This is a genomic window from Pantoea sp. Lij88, assembly GCF_030062155.1.
Lineage (GTDB): Bacteria > Pseudomonadota > Gammaproteobacteria > Enterobacterales > Enterobacteriaceae > Pantoea.
The window spans coordinates 1,369,297-1,383,957 of sequence record NZ_CP118269.1; the positions used below are offsets into that span (position 1 = coordinate 1,369,297).

The window sequence follows — 14,661 nt, forward strand, 5'->3', positions numbered from 1 at the left end:
ATCATGCATTAACGCAGCTCATTGGCGCGGCGATAGCGGCCCTGATAATCGAACATTTTCTCGCGTATCTGCCAGAACTGGCCTTTGGCCCGCGCCACGACAAAGTCGGGATGACGCAGCAGCGGCTGCAGCGCCAGAACATCAGCAGCCGTCTGCCAGCCCAGCGGCACGCCGGGTGCGCGCTGATGCGGACGCATAAACAGCTGTTCAAACGCCTTACGCTGAGCGGGCGTCTGCAGGCGGAACCGTTCGCTGACGCTGGTGCCTTCCTCATCAAAATAGGTTGCCTTCAGCCATTCGCCTTTGGCGTCATGGCCCTGTTCCAGCGTCATACCGCCGCAGCGCAGCACCAGCGCATCTTTCAGTTTCAGCGCCGCTTTGAGCATATCGTCGGGATCGACCAGAATTTTGTCGCACTGATGACAGCGCCGCGCGGCAATATCATTTTCTGCGCCGCAGTCAGGGCAGCTTTTAAAGCGGAAGCGGAAGTCACACTGTTCGCGCCCGCCCTCATCATCTTCCAGCACGCCCTGACAGCGTCGGCCAAAATGCTCGATCACCATGCCATCTTCGGTCGCCTTGCCCCAGAAGGTGTTGGCGAAACCGCAGGCGGGACAGAAAACCTGCACTGGCTGGTTGTCGCTCTTCCCTTTGGGCGCGCCGACTTCGGGCGTAAAGAGATCGTGCGGATTCCCGGCGTAATCCAGGATCAGGCAATCGGTTTTACCGGGCGAGAGCCGCAGGCCGCGTCCGACGATCTGCTGATAGAGGCTGACCGACTCGGTCGGACGCAGGATCGCAATCAGATCCACGTGCGGGGCATCAAATCCGGTGGTCAGTACGGCGACATTGACCAGGAATTTCAGCTGCTGCGCTTTAAACGCCAGAATCAGGGCATCGCGCTCTCTGGCGGGCGTTTCGGCGGAGACCAGCGCGCTGTTTTCCGGCAGCAGCCGCAGGATTTCCCGTGCATGCTCCACCGTTGAGGCGAAAATCATCACCCCCAGCCGATCTTCGGCGAACTCCACAATCTGCCGGATAATATGGGGCGTGACGCGCTGCTGTTGTTTCAGTTCACGGTTAAGATCGGCTTCGCTGAACAGGCCATTGGACTGTGCTGTCAGACGGCTGAAATCATACTGCACCACCGGCATATCCAGCCGCTCCGGCGGCACCAGGAACTGATGCTTGATCATGTAGCGCAGCGGAAGCTCGTAGATACAGTCGCGGAACAGCGATTTTTCGTCGCCACGCACCATGCCGTGATAGTGGAACTGATAAATCCAGCCTTTACCCAGCCGGAACGGCGTGGCGGTCAGGCCCAGTAAACGCAGCTGAGGATTGTGCTGACGCAGATGATTAAAAATCTGCTGATACTGACTCTCTTTGTCATCGCCGATGCGGTGACACTCATCGACAATCACCAGTGAGAAGGCGCTGTCGAACAGGTCAAGGTTACGCGCCACCGACTGCACGCTGCCAAACACCACTTTGCGCTGACTCTCTTTGCGCTGAAGTCCGGCGGCAAAGATATCCGCCTCCAGTCCATAGGCCTGATATTTGCTGTGGTTCTGCGCTACCAGCTCTTTGACGTGCGCCAGCACCAGCACCCGGCCACGCGCCAGCCGTGCCAGCTCGGCAATTACCAGACTCTTTCCGGCACCGGTCGGCAGCACAATGACGGCAGGCTCCTGATGACGACGGAAATGGGCGACGGTGGCATTCACCGCATCCTGTTGATAGGGGCGTAAGGTAAAAGACATGTTGCTCACTTTTGTATAACTGGTGGCAATTATGCCATGAAAGGGCGGTAAACGCGCTGTCAGGCTGGCGCGGATCACGTTATACTTCCCGCACATTTTCAACGGTTAACCAGGCCGTTTCAGATTCCCTCCGCAGTAACAGGCAAAACGAATTCATGCGACTCGACAAATTCATCTCTCAGCAACTGGAAATCAGCCGCGCCATCGCTCATCGCGAGATCCGTGGCCAGCGTGTCACCGTCAACGGGGAAATTGTACGCGATACCGCGTTCAAACTGCTGCCCGACCACGAAGTCGTCTATGACGGCAACGTCCTGCAGATGCAGACCGGTCCACGCTACTTTATGCTGAACAAACCGCAGGGTTACGTCTGCTCAACCGACGATCCCGATCATCCGACCATCATCTATTTCATCGAAGAGCCGATGTCATTCAAACTGCACGCGGCAGGGCGTCTGGATATCGACACCACCGGACTGGTGCTGCTGACCGATGATGGCCAGTGGTCACACCGCATTACCTCGCCACGTCATCACTGCGAGAAAACCTATCGCGTTACGCTGGAATCGCCGATCAGTGACGATACGGCCGCGCAGTTTACCGCGGGCGTGCAGCTGCATAACGAGAAGAGCCTGACGAAACCGGCACAGCTGGAGGTGATTACCCCCACAGACGTGCGTCTGACGCTGAGCGAAGGCCGTTATCACCAGGTGAAACGGATGTTTGCCGCCGTCGGCAATCGGGTCATTGAGCTGCATCGCGAACGCATCGGTGACATCGTGCTGGACGACGATCTGGAACCGGGCGAATACCGCGCGCTGACGGAAGAAGAGATCGCCAGCATCGGTGTGCCAAAAGAGCTGCAGACCAGATAACCGGTCGGGTCAGATGGCCCGTACCAGACTCATTCGTGCAGGAGAAGATGTGCGTAAGGAAAAGAACTCGCCAACAGGGCTGGTGGTTATCCTCGGTCTGTTAGCCATGCTGATGCCGTTGTCGATCGACATGTATCTGCCTGCCATGCCGCAGATTGCGCGTGAGTTCGGCGTGTCAGCCGGTAGCGTGCAGATGTCGCTTAACCTCTACATTCTTGGCTTCGCGATTGGCCAGCTTATCTATGGCCCGCTGGCAGACAGCTATGGGCGTAAGCCGGTGATCGCGCTCGGCACCCTGATCTTTGCCTGCGCCGCTGCGGCCTGTGCGCTGTCACAGACCATCGATCAGCTGATTCTGATGCGCTTCCTGCATGGCCTGTCGGCCGCCGCCGCCAGTGTGGTGATCAACGCATTGATGCGTGACAGTTACTCGAAAGAGGACTTCTCGCGCATGATGTCCTTTGTGATGCTGATTACCACCATTGCGCCGCTGCTGGCCCCGATCATCGGTGGCTGGCTGCTGGTGCTCTGGAGCTGGCACGCCATCTTCTGGGCGCTCGCAGGCGCGGCACTGGTGACCACCGTGCTGGTGACCACGCAGATCCGCGAAACCCTGAAGCCGGAGCAGCGACAGCGGTTTCATCTGCGCACGACGCTCGGCAATTTCGTGACGCTGTTCCGCCACAAGCGGGCGTTCAGTTACATGCTGTCGAGCGGTTTCTCCTTTGCCGGACTCTTTACCTTTCTCAATGCCGGTCCCTTTGTCTACATCGAGCTGAATCACGTCTCACCGCAAAATTTTGGCTACTACTTTGGCCTCAACGTGGTGTTTCTGTTTCTGCTGACGCTGATTAACAGCCGCGCCGTGCGCCGCTTCGGCCCGGTGGCGATGTTCCGGCTGGGCCTGCTGATACAGTTCTGCATGGGGATCTGGTTGCTGATTGTCAGCACCTTCAGCCTCGGCTTCCTGCCGTTAGTGATGGGGATCGCGATGTTTATCGGTTGCGTGTCGATGGTCTCATCGAATGCGATGGCGGTGATCCTGGATGAGTTTCCACATATGGCCGGCACGGCCTCTTCTCTGGCGGGCACGCTGCGTTTTGGCGTCGGCGCTTTTGTGGGTGCGCTGCTGTCGCTGGTGAGTTTCAACAGTGCCTGGCCGATGGTCGGCACCATCGCGCTGTGCGCGACAATCTCTCTGCTGCTCTTTTTCTACGCTTCACGTCCCCGTACTGCGCCCCGTTAATCGGGCGCAGTGGTTCTCTCCGATTGCCCGCAGTGATGCACATTCCGCCGGTTATGTTTCGTGATTGTGAAAATTTTTAGTTAAAAAAGTAACCACAATGCGTCTAAAATGATTGTTAACGGCGTGTGAACGCGGTACATATAGGCTGAAGTGCGAGGTAAGTCGCAAAAAATGCGCTTCTGTCATCCGCACGGACGGGGCATGACTGCCTGTCCGGTCCTGGCGGTGATCAACCCGTTTTCAGCCGGGCTGCTGTGTTGCGACATCAACTCATCCGGGGAAAGTAAACCATGCTGCAACTTTCAATTGTGCATCGCCTGCCACAGCATTTTCGCTGGGCCAGCGATCAGCATAGTGCCATCGAATCCGATGACACGACGCTGGATGAGCAGGATTTTGTTGCGCTGCGACTCATCAGCCATGACGGCATTCCGGCGTGGGAGATTCTGCAGCAGTTAAAAGAGGTGCTGGCCGATATTCAGGTCGACTGCAAAATTGCCGAATGCGAAGGGCAGCCCTGCCTGTTCATCCGGCGTGGTGACGAGAGCGCCACCAACTGCTGCCTGAAAAATCAGGGCGTGGCGATTGCGGAAACCTTTATCGCAAATTGAGTTGCGCCGACTGCAGCAGCTCGCGGGTATAGTCTGCCTCGGGTGAAGCAAACAACCTTTCACACTCTCCCTGTTCCACCACTTCTCCCTGACGCAGCACGATAAGCTGGTGACACAGGGCGCGGACCACATCCAGATCGTGACTGATAAACAGATAACTGAGCTGCCGCTGCTGCTGTAAACGGCGTAACAGCGTCAGGATCTGCTTCTGCACCGTCCGATCCAGCGATGACGTCGGTTCATCCAGTACCAGCAACTCCGGCTCAAGAATCAGTGCCCGCGCAATCGCGATACGCTGTCGCTGACCGCCAGAAAATTCGGCCGGATAACGATGGCGACTTTCCGCGTCAAGCCCCACCTCTGCCATTACCGCAATGACCCGCTGATCCTGCTGCGCACCGTTCAGTTCAGGCTGATGCACCGCCAGACCTTCAGCAATAATCTGCTGCACCGTCATACGCGGATTGAGTGAAGAGTTCGGATCCTGAAACACCACCTGAATGCGCCGACGCAACGGCAGAAGTTGCCCGCGTGACAGCTGATGCAGCGGCTGGCCGTCAAACCAGATTTCGCCGCGCGAGGCAATCAGCCGCAGCAGCGCCAGCCCGGTGGTGCTTTTCCCCGAGCCGGACTCACCCACCAGCCCCAGACTTTCGCCGCGCCGCAGGCTGAAACTTAGCCCGGATAGCACCTGTTTTTCACTCTTTTGTCGCCGGAACAGCCCGCGCCGCAGCGGGAAACTGACCTGAAGCTGGTCGACGGTGAGAATGACCGGCGCGTCCGCGGGCAGCGGCAGCGCTTTTCCCTCCGGCTCGGCAGCCAGCAACTGCTGACTGTAAGGGTGTTGCGGCTGGTTCATCAGGGTCTGACAGCGGTTCTGCTCCACAATGTGACCATTGCGCATCACGCTGACGTTATCCGCCAGCTGACGCACGATATTCAGGTTATGGGTGATAAACAGCATGCCCATATTCAGCTCCCGCTGCAGTTCGCGCAGTAGCGTCAGGATCTGCGCCTGTACTGTCACATCCAGCGCCGTTGTGGGCTCATCGGCAATCAGCAGTTGCGGTTCAGTCAGCAGCGCCATGGCAATCATCACCCGCTGGCGTTCCCCGCCTGAAAGCTGGTGGGGAAAATCATTGAGGCGGGCGGCGGGCTGACGGATACCGACCCGATCGAGCACGCTGAGAATCTCACCGCGTGCCGCCGGACGACGCATCCCGCGATGCAGCGACAGCACTTCAACCAGCTGCTTCTCTACGGTGTGCAGCGGATTCAGCGATACCATCGGCTCCTGGAAAATCATCGCGATCTGGTTGCCACGAATACCCCGCAGGCGCTGCTCGCGGGCGCGCAGCAGATCTTCACCGTTAAACAGAATCTCGCCGCGGGGATACACCACCGCAGCCTCATGCAGCAGTCGCATTACCGACAGCGCCGTGACGCTCTTGCCGGAACCCGATTCGCCCACCAGGGCCAGCGTTTCGCCCGCGTCGATGCGCAGTGAAACATCATTCACGACCTGGCGAAGCTGCTCGCCCTGACGAAAGGCGACGGAGAGATGATTGATGGCAAGCAGTGGCGTCGTCATTCAGGCTCCTTTGCCCGGATCAAAGGCGTCGCGCACCGCTTCGCCGATAAAAATCAGCAGCGAAAGCAGGATCGCCAGGGTGAAAAAGCCCGCCAGGCCCAACCAGGGCGCCTGCAGGTTATTTTTGCCCTGCAGCAGTAACTCGCCCAGCGAGGGCGATCCCAGCGGCAGACCAAAACCGAGGAAGTCGAGTGAGGTGAGCGTGGTGATCGATCCGCACAAAATAAACGGCAGAAAGGTCAGGGTAGCCACCATCGCGTTAGGCAGCATGTGGCGCAGCATAATGCGTCCGTCGCTGACGCCCAGCGCCTGCGCCGCGCGGATATAATCGAAGTTTCGGGTGCGCAGAAACTCGGCCCGGACCACGCTCACCAGGCTCATCCAGCCGAAAGCCACGGTGACCAGCAGCAGCCACCAGAAGCCTGGCTGGATGACGCTGGAGAGGAGGATGAGCAGAAACAATGACGGCATTCCGGACCAGACTTCAATCATCCGCTGGCCAATCAGGTCAATCCTGCCGCCGAAATAGCCCTGCACCGCACCGACCACAATCCCGATGACGCTGGACAGCAGCGTCAGCAGCACGCCGAACAGCAGGGAGATGCGCGTGCCATAGAGCAGCCGGGCCAGGACATCGCCGCCGTTGGCATCCGTGCCGAGCCAGTTCTGTGCCGAGGGCGGAGAGGGGAAGGGCACCTGAGTCGCAAAGTTGATGGTACTGTCGCTGAAGCGAATCGGTGCCCAGAGAGCCCAGCCGTTCTGCTCAATGCGCTGCCGCAGCCAGGGATCCTGATAATCCGCCGCTGTCGCCAGCACGCCGCCATAATCGGTTTCGCTGTAGTCAGACAGCAGCGGCACCGTCCAGCGCTGCTGGTAATGCACCAGTAGCGGCTTGTCGTTGGCAATCAGCTCAGCACCCATCGACAGCAGAAAAATAACCAGAAAGATCCACAGCGACCAGTAGCCGCGTCGGTTGTGACGAAAGCGCTGCCAGCGCTGTTGATTAAGCGGAGAGAGCGTCATGAGCGGCTCCCGAAATCGATGCGGGGATCGACCAGCGTATAGGTCAGATCGCTGAGGATATTCATCAGCAAACCGATCAACGTGAAAATATAGAGCGTGCCGAACATCACCGGGTAATCACGTTGCAGCGTCGCGTCATAGCCGAGCAGCCCAAGCCCGTTGAGCGAGAACATCACTTCGATCAGCACCGAACTGGTAAAGAACATGCTGATAAAGGTGGCGGGGAAGCTGGCAATCACCAGCAACATCGCATTGCGAAACACGTGGTGATAGAGAATCCGGCGCTCCGGTACCCCTTTGGCGCGCGCGGTCACCACATAGAGTTTACGGATCTCATCCAGAAAGGCGTTTTTCGTCAGCATGGTCAGCGTGGCGAAGCCGCCAATCACTGTCGCCAGCACCGGCAGGGCGATATGCCAGAAGTAGTCCAGCACTTTGCCATACCAGGGCAGCGTGTCGTGCTGCGCAGAGGTGAGTCCGCGCAGCGGGAACCAGTCCAGGTAGCTGCCACCGGCAAACAGCACGATCAGCATGATGCCGAACAGAAAGGCCGGAATGGAGTAGCCGATAATAATAAAGGCGCTGCTCCAGACATCAAAGGCGCTGCCATTGCGCACCGCTTTGCGGATCCCCAGCGGAATCGACACCAGATAGATAATCAGCGTGCTCCAGAGTCCCAGACTGATCGAGACCGGCAGGCTCTCCTTGATCAGCCCGATCACCGAGGCGCTGCGAAACAGGCTGTCGCCAAAATCCAGACGCAGGTAATTCCACAGCATCTCACCGTAGCGCTGCCAGAGCGGTTTATCGAAGCCGTAACGCTTTTTGATCTCCGCAATCACTTCGGGATCCAGCCCGCGTGCGCCACGGTACTGATTATCGGCAGGATTGAGATGACTGAAGCTGGCGCGTGAGCTGGCGCTCTCCGCGCCGCTGCCGGGCAGGCCGGTTGTCTGACCAAACTGAATGTTAGCCAGCGCCTGATCGACCGGGCCGCCGGGCGCGATTTGCACGATAAAAAAGTTAAGCGTGATGATCGCCCATAAGGTCGGGATAATCAGCAGCAGTCTGCGCAGAAAGTAAGCGGCCAACGTTATCTCCTTAGCGTTTGCTGGCCGGCAGGCGTCCGGCTTTGTTTGTGTCGTACCACCAGTTTTCCAGCCCGACGCTATAGGCGGGCTTGCGGGCAGGGTGAGAAAACTTATCCCAGTACGCCAGCCGCTGTTCAGCGTTGTACCACATCGGGATCATATACGCATTCCACAGCAGCACCCGATCCAGCGCCTGAGCCAGCGGCCGCAGTGCAGTGAGATCACCCTGATGCGCCACAATCTGTTTTACGAAGTGATCGACCAGCGGATCTTTGACCCGCGCGGTGTTCCATGACGAGTTGATGTAGTCGGACTGCCACAGAATCTGCAGGCTGGAAGTCGGAACTGGCATCGCTGAATAGACCGTGGCAATCATGTCGTAGTCGCCTTCACGCAGGCGGCGCAGATACTGCGAGCTGTCGATCTGCCGCAGATTCAGCGTGATGCCGAGCCGCGAAAGATTGTGCTGCAGCGGTAACGCCCAGTCGTTGTTCGTGCCGCTGCGCAACAGCAACTCGACGGTGAACGGCTGACCGGTTTTGTCATTGACCAGGCGGCGATTTTTAATCTGCCAGCCCGCCTGTTTCAGCAGATCAAACGCTTTCAACAGACTGGCGCGGTCATAGCCGCTGCCATCGGTTTGGTGTGGCTGATAAGGCTGACTGAACAGCTCAGGCGGCAGTTGCGCGCGCCAGGGTTCAAGCAGCGCCCGTTGCTGTTCATCCGGCACGCCGCTGGCCGCATACTCTGTGTTCTGGAAGTAGCTGCTGGCGCGGTGCCAGGCCCCGTAATAGAGCGCCTTTTTCATCCACTCGAAATCGAACATCAGTGAAAAGGCCTGGCGCACGCGACGATCCTGGAACGGCGGTTTTTCATTGTTAAATGCCAGCCAGCGGGTATCGATAGCGGCTTCATTGGGCGCGGTCTCTTTGACGATGCTGCCATCGTCGAAATTGCGGCCGCGATACTGAGTGGCCCATTTCTTCGCCGAGGTCTCTTCACGCCAGTCGTACGCGCCCGCTTTAAAGGCTTCGAACGCCACATTGTCATCCAGATAGTAGTCGTAGCGCATGCGATCAAAATTAAAGCGTCCGCGGTTCACCGGCAGGTCGGCGGCCCAGTAATCTTTTACCCGGCTGAACTCAATAAACTGACCCAGCTTCCAGCGGGTAATGCGATAGGGGCCACTCGACAACGGCGGTGCGCTTAACGGCTCGTTAAACTTCTTATCGTGCCAGAACGACTCCGCGATCACCGGAAACGTCAGTAACCCCAGCATCAGATCTTTATCCGGCTTCTGTGCCTCAATGCGAACCGTGAGGTCGTTCAGCGCTTTAACGGTAAAGCCGCGATAGGCGACGCGGAACTGGGGCACGCCCTCAGTCATGAATTTCTGAAAGGTAAACGCCACGTCGCGGGCGGTGATTGGGGTGCCATCCTGGAAACGCGCGCGGGGATTGAGGTGGATCTCAATCCATGAAAAATCGCTGGCGTAGCGTGCCGATTCGGCAATCAGCGGATAATAGCTGCCCGGTTCATCATCTGAGCTGGTGTAAAGCCCGTCATAAAGCGAGCCGGTGTTAATGCCCGGATTGCCGCGTGAGGCATAGCGGTTGAAGTTGTCGTAAGTGCCGGTCACCGCCTGCGTGATGCTGCCGCCTTTGGGCGCGTCGGGATTGGCGTAATCGTAATGACTGAAGCCAGGCGGATATTTCGCGTCACCGGCCTGAGTGAAGGCGTAGCTTTGCAGAACCGTGGCAGCCAGCAGCGGAGTGCTGAGCAGGCTGCATAGCAGCAGAAAACCGGAACGAAACAGCATGTTCTCTCCTGTTAAATGTCCGGCACCTTTCGGCCGGACCGGGTCAGGCGTTATGACGCCGGAAATAGTCTATCAGCGTTTCCGGCCGCAGCGGACGGCTAAAGATGTAACCCTGCAGATGAGTCACACCGCGGTTAACCAGCCAGGCAGCCTGCTCGCCAGTCTCCACGCCTTCGGCCACACTTTTCAGGTTCAGCTTTTTCGCCAGCTGCAGCACCGTATCCAGCACCGGTGAGGTCTGGGTATCTGTGCCGATGCTCTGAACAAAGCCGCGATCGATTTTCAGGTAATCAAAGTCATAACGTTCCAGATAGATCAGCGCGCTGTGGCCGGTGCCGAAATCATCAATGGCGATGTGGATCTGCTGCTGATGCAGCCAGTCGAACAGTTCTCCGACGTTTTCACCACGCACCATGGCCTGCTCGGTAATCTCAAACACGTAATTAAAGTGGTTCGCAGGCATGGTATCAAGCCAGTGCAGGACATCCTGACGGAAGCCGTTATCAGCCAGATGCAGCGGCGAAATATTAAGGCTCAGGCACGCATGACGGGGAATGGTATGACACAGCAGGTGCGCATCACGGGACACCAGCTGAAACAGATGCCGCGTCAGCGGAATAATCAGGTTCTGCGACTCGGCATAGGGAATAAACACATCGGGTGGAATCGGGCCCTTCGTCGGATGCGTCCAGCGCAGTAACGCTTCCATGCCATAAGGATGACCATCATGCGAGGTGACCAGCGGCTGGTATTCAACATGAAATTCGCCGCGCTTCATGCCCCGAATCAGCTCTTTACCCGGGCGCTGATAAACCGACAGTAACAACCAGCAGCCGCCAGCAACCAGCAGCGACAGCAGCAGGCCGCTCAGCACAATCGTCTGGTAATCGCTGAACGCTAGCGTGGAACCGTACAATACAAACTGCAGCGGATAACCTGTCAGCGCCTGCTGGTGCAGTGCCTGCGGCAGCTTTGTATTCTCAACGACGCCGGACTGCCAGCTGGTTAAGGCACTGCGCTGGGCCATCAGTGCCATACCGGTGATTTCGGGATGCCGTGACGCCAGCAGCTGATAGGGCGCCAGGGTGATATTCAGCGTCGCGAACACGCCTGACTGCTCGCTGCCGGGATTTTTAATCCATAACGCCAGCGCCGGTTTATTTGGCTGCAACGGCGTGCCTGACATCAGCTGTAGATCGGTATCACGCGAGATATCGCTGTGAGGCGCAATCACATTAATCGGCAGACTGAAACTGCCGGTGGCTGAGGAGCAAAACGCATTGCCGTCATTTACAAGCAGGATAGCGCGAAGATTACCGGCAAAGGCGGCGCGTGAGGTGAGTTCACGATTAATGTTATGGCAGGCAGTATGGGTAAACGGAAGCAGAGGACTGAGGGTGCTGTTGAGCAGACTGGAGAGCGTTTGCTGTAAGGCTGTGCGGCTGTTCTCAAGCAGTTGCTGATGTTGTCGTTCGCGCTTCTGCCAGGTCTGGTGAAGCGACAGTGCGGTAAATAAAAGAAAGAATAAGCCGCCGGCCATCGCGCTAGTCCATGCGATACGGCGAGGATAGGTTGCATGGCGCTGTAACGCCCCCGACAGTGGCATGAGGAACTTCCCCTGATCAAATTATTATTATGTTATTGCGCACGACTGCTTCGGTTTAAGCGACCGAGAATATAACGAGAGTGTCTGAAAAGTCTCGTTATTAATCTGAATGACAATGCATTTATCTTATCTATCTGCTGCCGTAAAGATAAGAGACGAAAAAAAACGCTGCATAAGCAGCGTTTCATGTTCTCTGGCTAAGAGAAGGAAGATCGAAGGCGGTAATCAGGTCGGGTTACGACTTAATACACGGCGTCCTTCACGGTAACGCTTTTTCCAGTAGTCATCATTGAGACTGGAGATCATGACGCCACTGCTGGTGGAGGCATGAACGAAGTTATCGTTACCCAGATAAATACCGACATGACGACCTGTTGAACCGGCACGGAACATCACCAGATCGCCAGGACGCAGTTTACCGCGGGTAATCTCTTTACCGGTATCCTGCTGCTCAGAGGTCGAGCGCGGTAATTCTAAGCCAAACTGATCGCGGAAGGTGCGTTGTACAAAGGCTGAACAATCGATCCCGCGTTTGGTATCGCCACCGAGGCGATAGCGCACACCTTTCCAGACGGCGTATTGTTCCATGATGCGCGACTTAACGTCGACATTCCGCACCATTTCTTCAAACTCATCCTGAGACGCCTGAAGTAAAAAACCATTGTGGTTGTTAACTTCATGATTCTCGTTATTCGCGTTCTGACTACTATGGGTACTGCTACAAGCTGAGAGGAGTGTTGCCAGCGCCAGGGCGGGCACGATCCGCAAGATATATCTCAGTATTGGTTGAGACTTGACCATTATTCGGGTTTTCCTTCGATTTCCTTACGACAAAATTGTCGCCAGCCAGATGACAAAACAGGGAGATTAATAAGCGCAACAGACTAAGACAAATCCTTAATTACTAAAATGTGTTAATGGACACACTTTAACGGTGAAAAATCCGAATTTTCTGCCGCTGTAGCCTCACTGCGACTGAGGTTAACTGATTACAGACGCCGTGGCGAGTGCTTTTAATCAATTTCATATAGGTTTTTTTGATGAGAATCAAACCGTAACACACTGACTACTTTAGCGACAATTGTGGTGAAATGATGAAGAGAACAGGGGATGAAAGGGGCGCTAATTCAGGGCATAGCCCATTTTTTTAGATTTTTCTTTATTGACAGAGGAGGTTGGTGATTATTTAACCTGCCAGGCGTGTCATAACCTTTTCTTTTCGTGATTTTAATTAGCAGGCTAATAGTGATGAGCAGTTTTTTATAAGCGCGGAGGGTTAAGACCAGGGCGATTTAACCGACCGCGCTTAACATTTACATCACGGGCTTATATTTACCCGGTAATTTGCGATAAAACCAGTTTACCAGCACGTCACTGGCTGGCGTTAATAGCCACCAGCTCAGACCCACTAATATTACGGATAGCGAACCGACGGCAATATCAGTAAACCAGTGTGCACCCGCCATGACGCGCGGCAGTGAAAATAGAATCACAATTGCGGCGGCAATTAAAAAACGGCTGAAACCAAAATAACGCCACATAAAGCAGGCGAAAATAATCAGCATCATACCGTGGTCGCCAGGGAAGCTGTCTTTTGAGGCATCTTTTGCAGGGATACCGGTCAGTTCACTGACGCGATGCACGTTTTCGAAGACCAGCGTCGGACTGGAGTGTTTCACCGGCAGCAAATGGCCCAGTTGATTGAGCACCACGGCGGTGAGCAGCATGGTGATGCCGATAGCCAGCATCCGCCGCTGCGCCTGTGGCGTTTCGCGCCGCCAGATCGACAGATAAAGCAGGCCCATCGCCAGCAGTGACACCGCATCAAAACCCCGGAAATTGGTGATAGCGACGATCAGCGCGAACAGCGGATGGGTCACCATCTGATTATTGAAGCCAAAGAAAACAGATTTATCGATGCCAGACCAGAAACCATGTCCCGGCGGCAGATACCACGAAAGAAATAGCACTATGCCCAGTGCATTAAGCAGCAGGATAGTAATAAGGCGGGTTGCGCGCATAATCAAAAACTCATTTAAAAAAAATAACCGCCGACAATACCTGTCTTAGCGTAAACGGCACTTCAACAACGCCGATTGTAGCCGATTCCAGTCAGCCTGCTGCGAATGGATGATCTCAATGCGGCTATCGGGTGGCGGTGAGGTGAGCGTTTCACTTTGCAGATCTTTTGCCTGGCAGTTAATACGGATTGTGCCTTCTGCTGTGCGCATGACGCCTTTAATGCGATCTGCCTCTGCCTGTCGGACCCATTCCAGCAATGCCTCACTGTCGAACAGCGTATCCGCATCAAACAGCCAGCCGCAGGCGCTATAGCCCTGGCCGTGGTTCAGCGCCCGACGCCAGCGCGCCTCGCCATTCAGTCGTAACGCCGCCACGCCGCTGGTGGGGTTCGCCGGATGATGGTGATGGGGCACGGGAAGTTCACGGGGCTTAAGGGGCGTATTCAGCAGGTAAAGGGGGATCTGACCAAATTCTGTCTGTAGTAATGGACGCGGTGGCTGCATCTGCTGCTGCCAGTTAGCCAGGCGCTGACGGTCTGCTTCATTCCAGCAGTCGCGTTTATTGGCGATGATGATATCGGCCGCAGCCAGCTGATCGCGGAAGTTTTCATTAGCAACGATACGGGGATCGGCCAGCTGGCGCGCATCCAGCAGCGTCAGGGTGGCCTGCAGTTGCAGCCAGGTCTGATAGATCGGCGCACTTAACATCTCTAACACCTTGCGGGGATGGCCCAGGCCGGTGGGCTCAATCAGCAGCCGATCGGGCTTACTCTTCAGCAGCATATTCAGCCCGACCTGCATTGGCAGGCCATTCACGCAGCAGAGGCAGCCGCCGGGGATCTCTTTAAGTGTGGCACCCCGATCGGCCAGCAGGGCGCCATCGATCCCAATCTCGCCAAATTCATTGACCAGCACCGCCCACTTTTCACCGGCGGGCCGGGCTGCCAGCAGATGGCAGAGCAGCGTAGTTTTGCCGCTGCCCAGAAAACCGGTGATCAGATTAACGCGCGTCATG

At 56.4% G+C, this 14,661-nt stretch carries 12 protein-coding genes; 3 read left to right on the plus strand and 9 right to left on the minus strand.

Annotated features, from left to right (window positions below; translation table 11 throughout):
* Nucleotides 1-8: 8 nt before the first annotated feature.
* Nucleotides 9-1,763, minus strand: a complete 1,755-nt coding sequence (gene radD / locus PU624_RS10170; protein WP_283547508.1) for a DNA repair helicase RadD — start codon at nt 1,761-1,763, stop codon at nt 9-11.
* A gap of 155 nt (nt 1,764-1,918) precedes the next feature.
* Here radD and rsuA point away from each other — a divergent pair, with 155 nt between their 5' ends.
* The 3 genes from rsuA (at nt 1,919) to PU624_RS10185 (ending at nt 4,495) form a co-directional block, all read left to right on the plus strand.
* Complete coding sequence (rsuA, locus tag PU624_RS10175) at nt 1,919-2,638, plus strand: 16S rRNA pseudouridine(516) synthase RsuA (protein WP_283547509.1); 720 nt, start codon at nt 1,919-1,921, stop codon at nt 2,636-2,638.
* Between the two features lie 49 nt (nt 2,639-2,687).
* Nucleotides 2,688-3,884 (plus strand): Bcr/CflA family multidrug efflux MFS transporter, encoded by a 1,197-nt coding sequence (locus PU624_RS10180; RefSeq protein WP_283547510.1) that lies wholly within the window; start codon nt 2,688-2,690, stop codon nt 3,882-3,884.
* Nucleotides 3,885-4,174: 290 nt separating this feature from the next.
* Nucleotides 4,175-4,495 (plus strand): YejG family protein, encoded by a 321-nt coding sequence (locus tag PU624_RS10185; protein ID WP_283547511.1) that lies wholly within the window; start codon nt 4,175-4,177, stop codon nt 4,493-4,495.
* Here the strand turns inward: PU624_RS10185 and yejF are convergent.
* From yejF to PU624_RS10225, 8 genes are all read right to left on the minus strand, one after another.
* Nucleotides 4,482-6,086 carry a microcin C ABC transporter ATP-binding protein YejF gene (gene yejF, locus PU624_RS10190; RefSeq protein ID WP_283547512.1) on the minus strand — a complete coding sequence of 535 codons (1,605 nt, stop codon included), beginning with the start codon at nt 6,084-6,086 and terminating at the stop codon, nt 4,482-4,484. The two genes, PU624_RS10185 and yejF, sit on opposite strands and share 14 nt — an antisense overlap.
* The gene (locus PU624_RS10195; RefSeq protein WP_283547513.1) at nt 6,087-7,109 is read right to left on the minus strand and encodes an ABC transporter permease; all 1,023 of its coding nucleotides are present in this window, start codon (nt 7,107-7,109) and stop codon (nt 6,087-6,089) included.
* A complete protein-coding gene (locus tag PU624_RS10200; protein ID WP_283547514.1) occupies nt 7,106-8,200 on the minus strand; it encodes a microcin C ABC transporter permease YejB in 1,095 nt (364 codons plus the stop codon). Before PU624_RS10200 ends, PU624_RS10195 begins: the two co-directional genes overlap by 4 nt.
* A 10-nt stretch (nt 8,201-8,210) precedes the next feature.
* Nucleotides 8,211-10,019, minus strand: a complete 1,809-nt coding sequence (locus PU624_RS10205) for an extracellular solute-binding protein (protein ID WP_283547515.1) — start codon at nt 10,017-10,019, stop codon at nt 8,211-8,213.
* Between the two features lie 43 nt (nt 10,020-10,062).
* Nucleotides 10,063-11,625 (minus strand): cyclic di-3',5'-guanosine monophosphate phosphodiesterase PdeN, encoded by a 1,563-nt coding sequence (pdeN, locus tag PU624_RS10210; protein WP_283547516.1) that lies wholly within the window; start codon nt 11,623-11,625, stop codon nt 10,063-10,065.
* A gap of 225 nt (nt 11,626-11,850) precedes the next feature.
* Complete coding sequence (gene mepS / locus PU624_RS10215) at nt 11,851-12,426, minus strand: bifunctional murein DD-endopeptidase/murein LD-carboxypeptidase (RefSeq protein WP_090959377.1); 576 nt, start codon at nt 12,424-12,426, stop codon at nt 11,851-11,853.
* Nucleotides 12,427-12,938: 512 nt separating this feature from the next.
* Complete coding sequence (locus PU624_RS10220; RefSeq protein ID WP_283547517.1) at nt 12,939-13,646, minus strand: phosphatase PAP2 family protein; 708 nt, start codon at nt 13,644-13,646, stop codon at nt 12,939-12,941.
* A gap of 45 nt (nt 13,647-13,691) precedes the next feature.
* Complete coding sequence (locus PU624_RS10225) at nt 13,692-14,660, minus strand: CobW family GTP-binding protein (protein ID WP_283547518.1); 969 nt, start codon at nt 14,658-14,660, stop codon at nt 13,692-13,694.
* Nucleotide 14,661 lies beyond the last annotated feature (1 nt).

Bases quoted from the DNA above. Each gene is read 5' to 3' on its own strand.
- radD (WP_283547508.1), bottom strand. From the start codon at position 1,763: ATGTCTTTTACCTTACGCCCCTATCAACAGGATGCGGTGAATGCCACC.
- rsuA (WP_283547509.1), top strand. From the start codon at position 1,919: ATGCGACTCGACAAATTCATCTCTCAGCAACTGGAAATCAGCCGCGCC.
- PU624_RS10185 (WP_283547511.1), top strand. From the start codon at position 4,175: ATGCTGCAACTTTCAATTGTGCATCGCCTGCCACAGCATTTTCGCTGG.
- yejF (WP_283547512.1), bottom strand. From the start codon at position 6,086: ATGACGACGCCACTGCTTGCCATCAATCATCTCTCCGTCGCCTTTCGT.
- PU624_RS10195 (WP_283547513.1), bottom strand. From the start codon at position 7,109: ATGACGCTCTCTCCGCTTAATCAACAGCGCTGGCAGCGCTTTCGTCAC.
- PU624_RS10205 (WP_283547515.1), bottom strand. From the start codon at position 10,019: ATGCTGTTTCGTTCCGGTTTTCTGCTGCTATGCAGCCTGCTCAGCACT.
- pdeN (WP_283547516.1), bottom strand. From the start codon at position 11,625: ATGCCACTGTCGGGGGCGTTACAGCGCCATGCAACCTATCCTCGCCGT.
- mepS (WP_090959377.1), bottom strand. From the start codon at position 12,426: ATGGTCAAGTCTCAACCAATACTGAGATATATCTTGCGGATCGTGCCC.
- PU624_RS10220 (WP_283547517.1), bottom strand. From the start codon at position 13,646: ATGCGCGCAACCCGCCTTATTACTATCCTGCTGCTTAATGCACTGGGC.
- PU624_RS10225 (WP_283547518.1), bottom strand. From the start codon at position 14,660: ATGACGCGCGTTAATCTGATCACCGGTTTTCTGGGCAGCGGCAAAACT.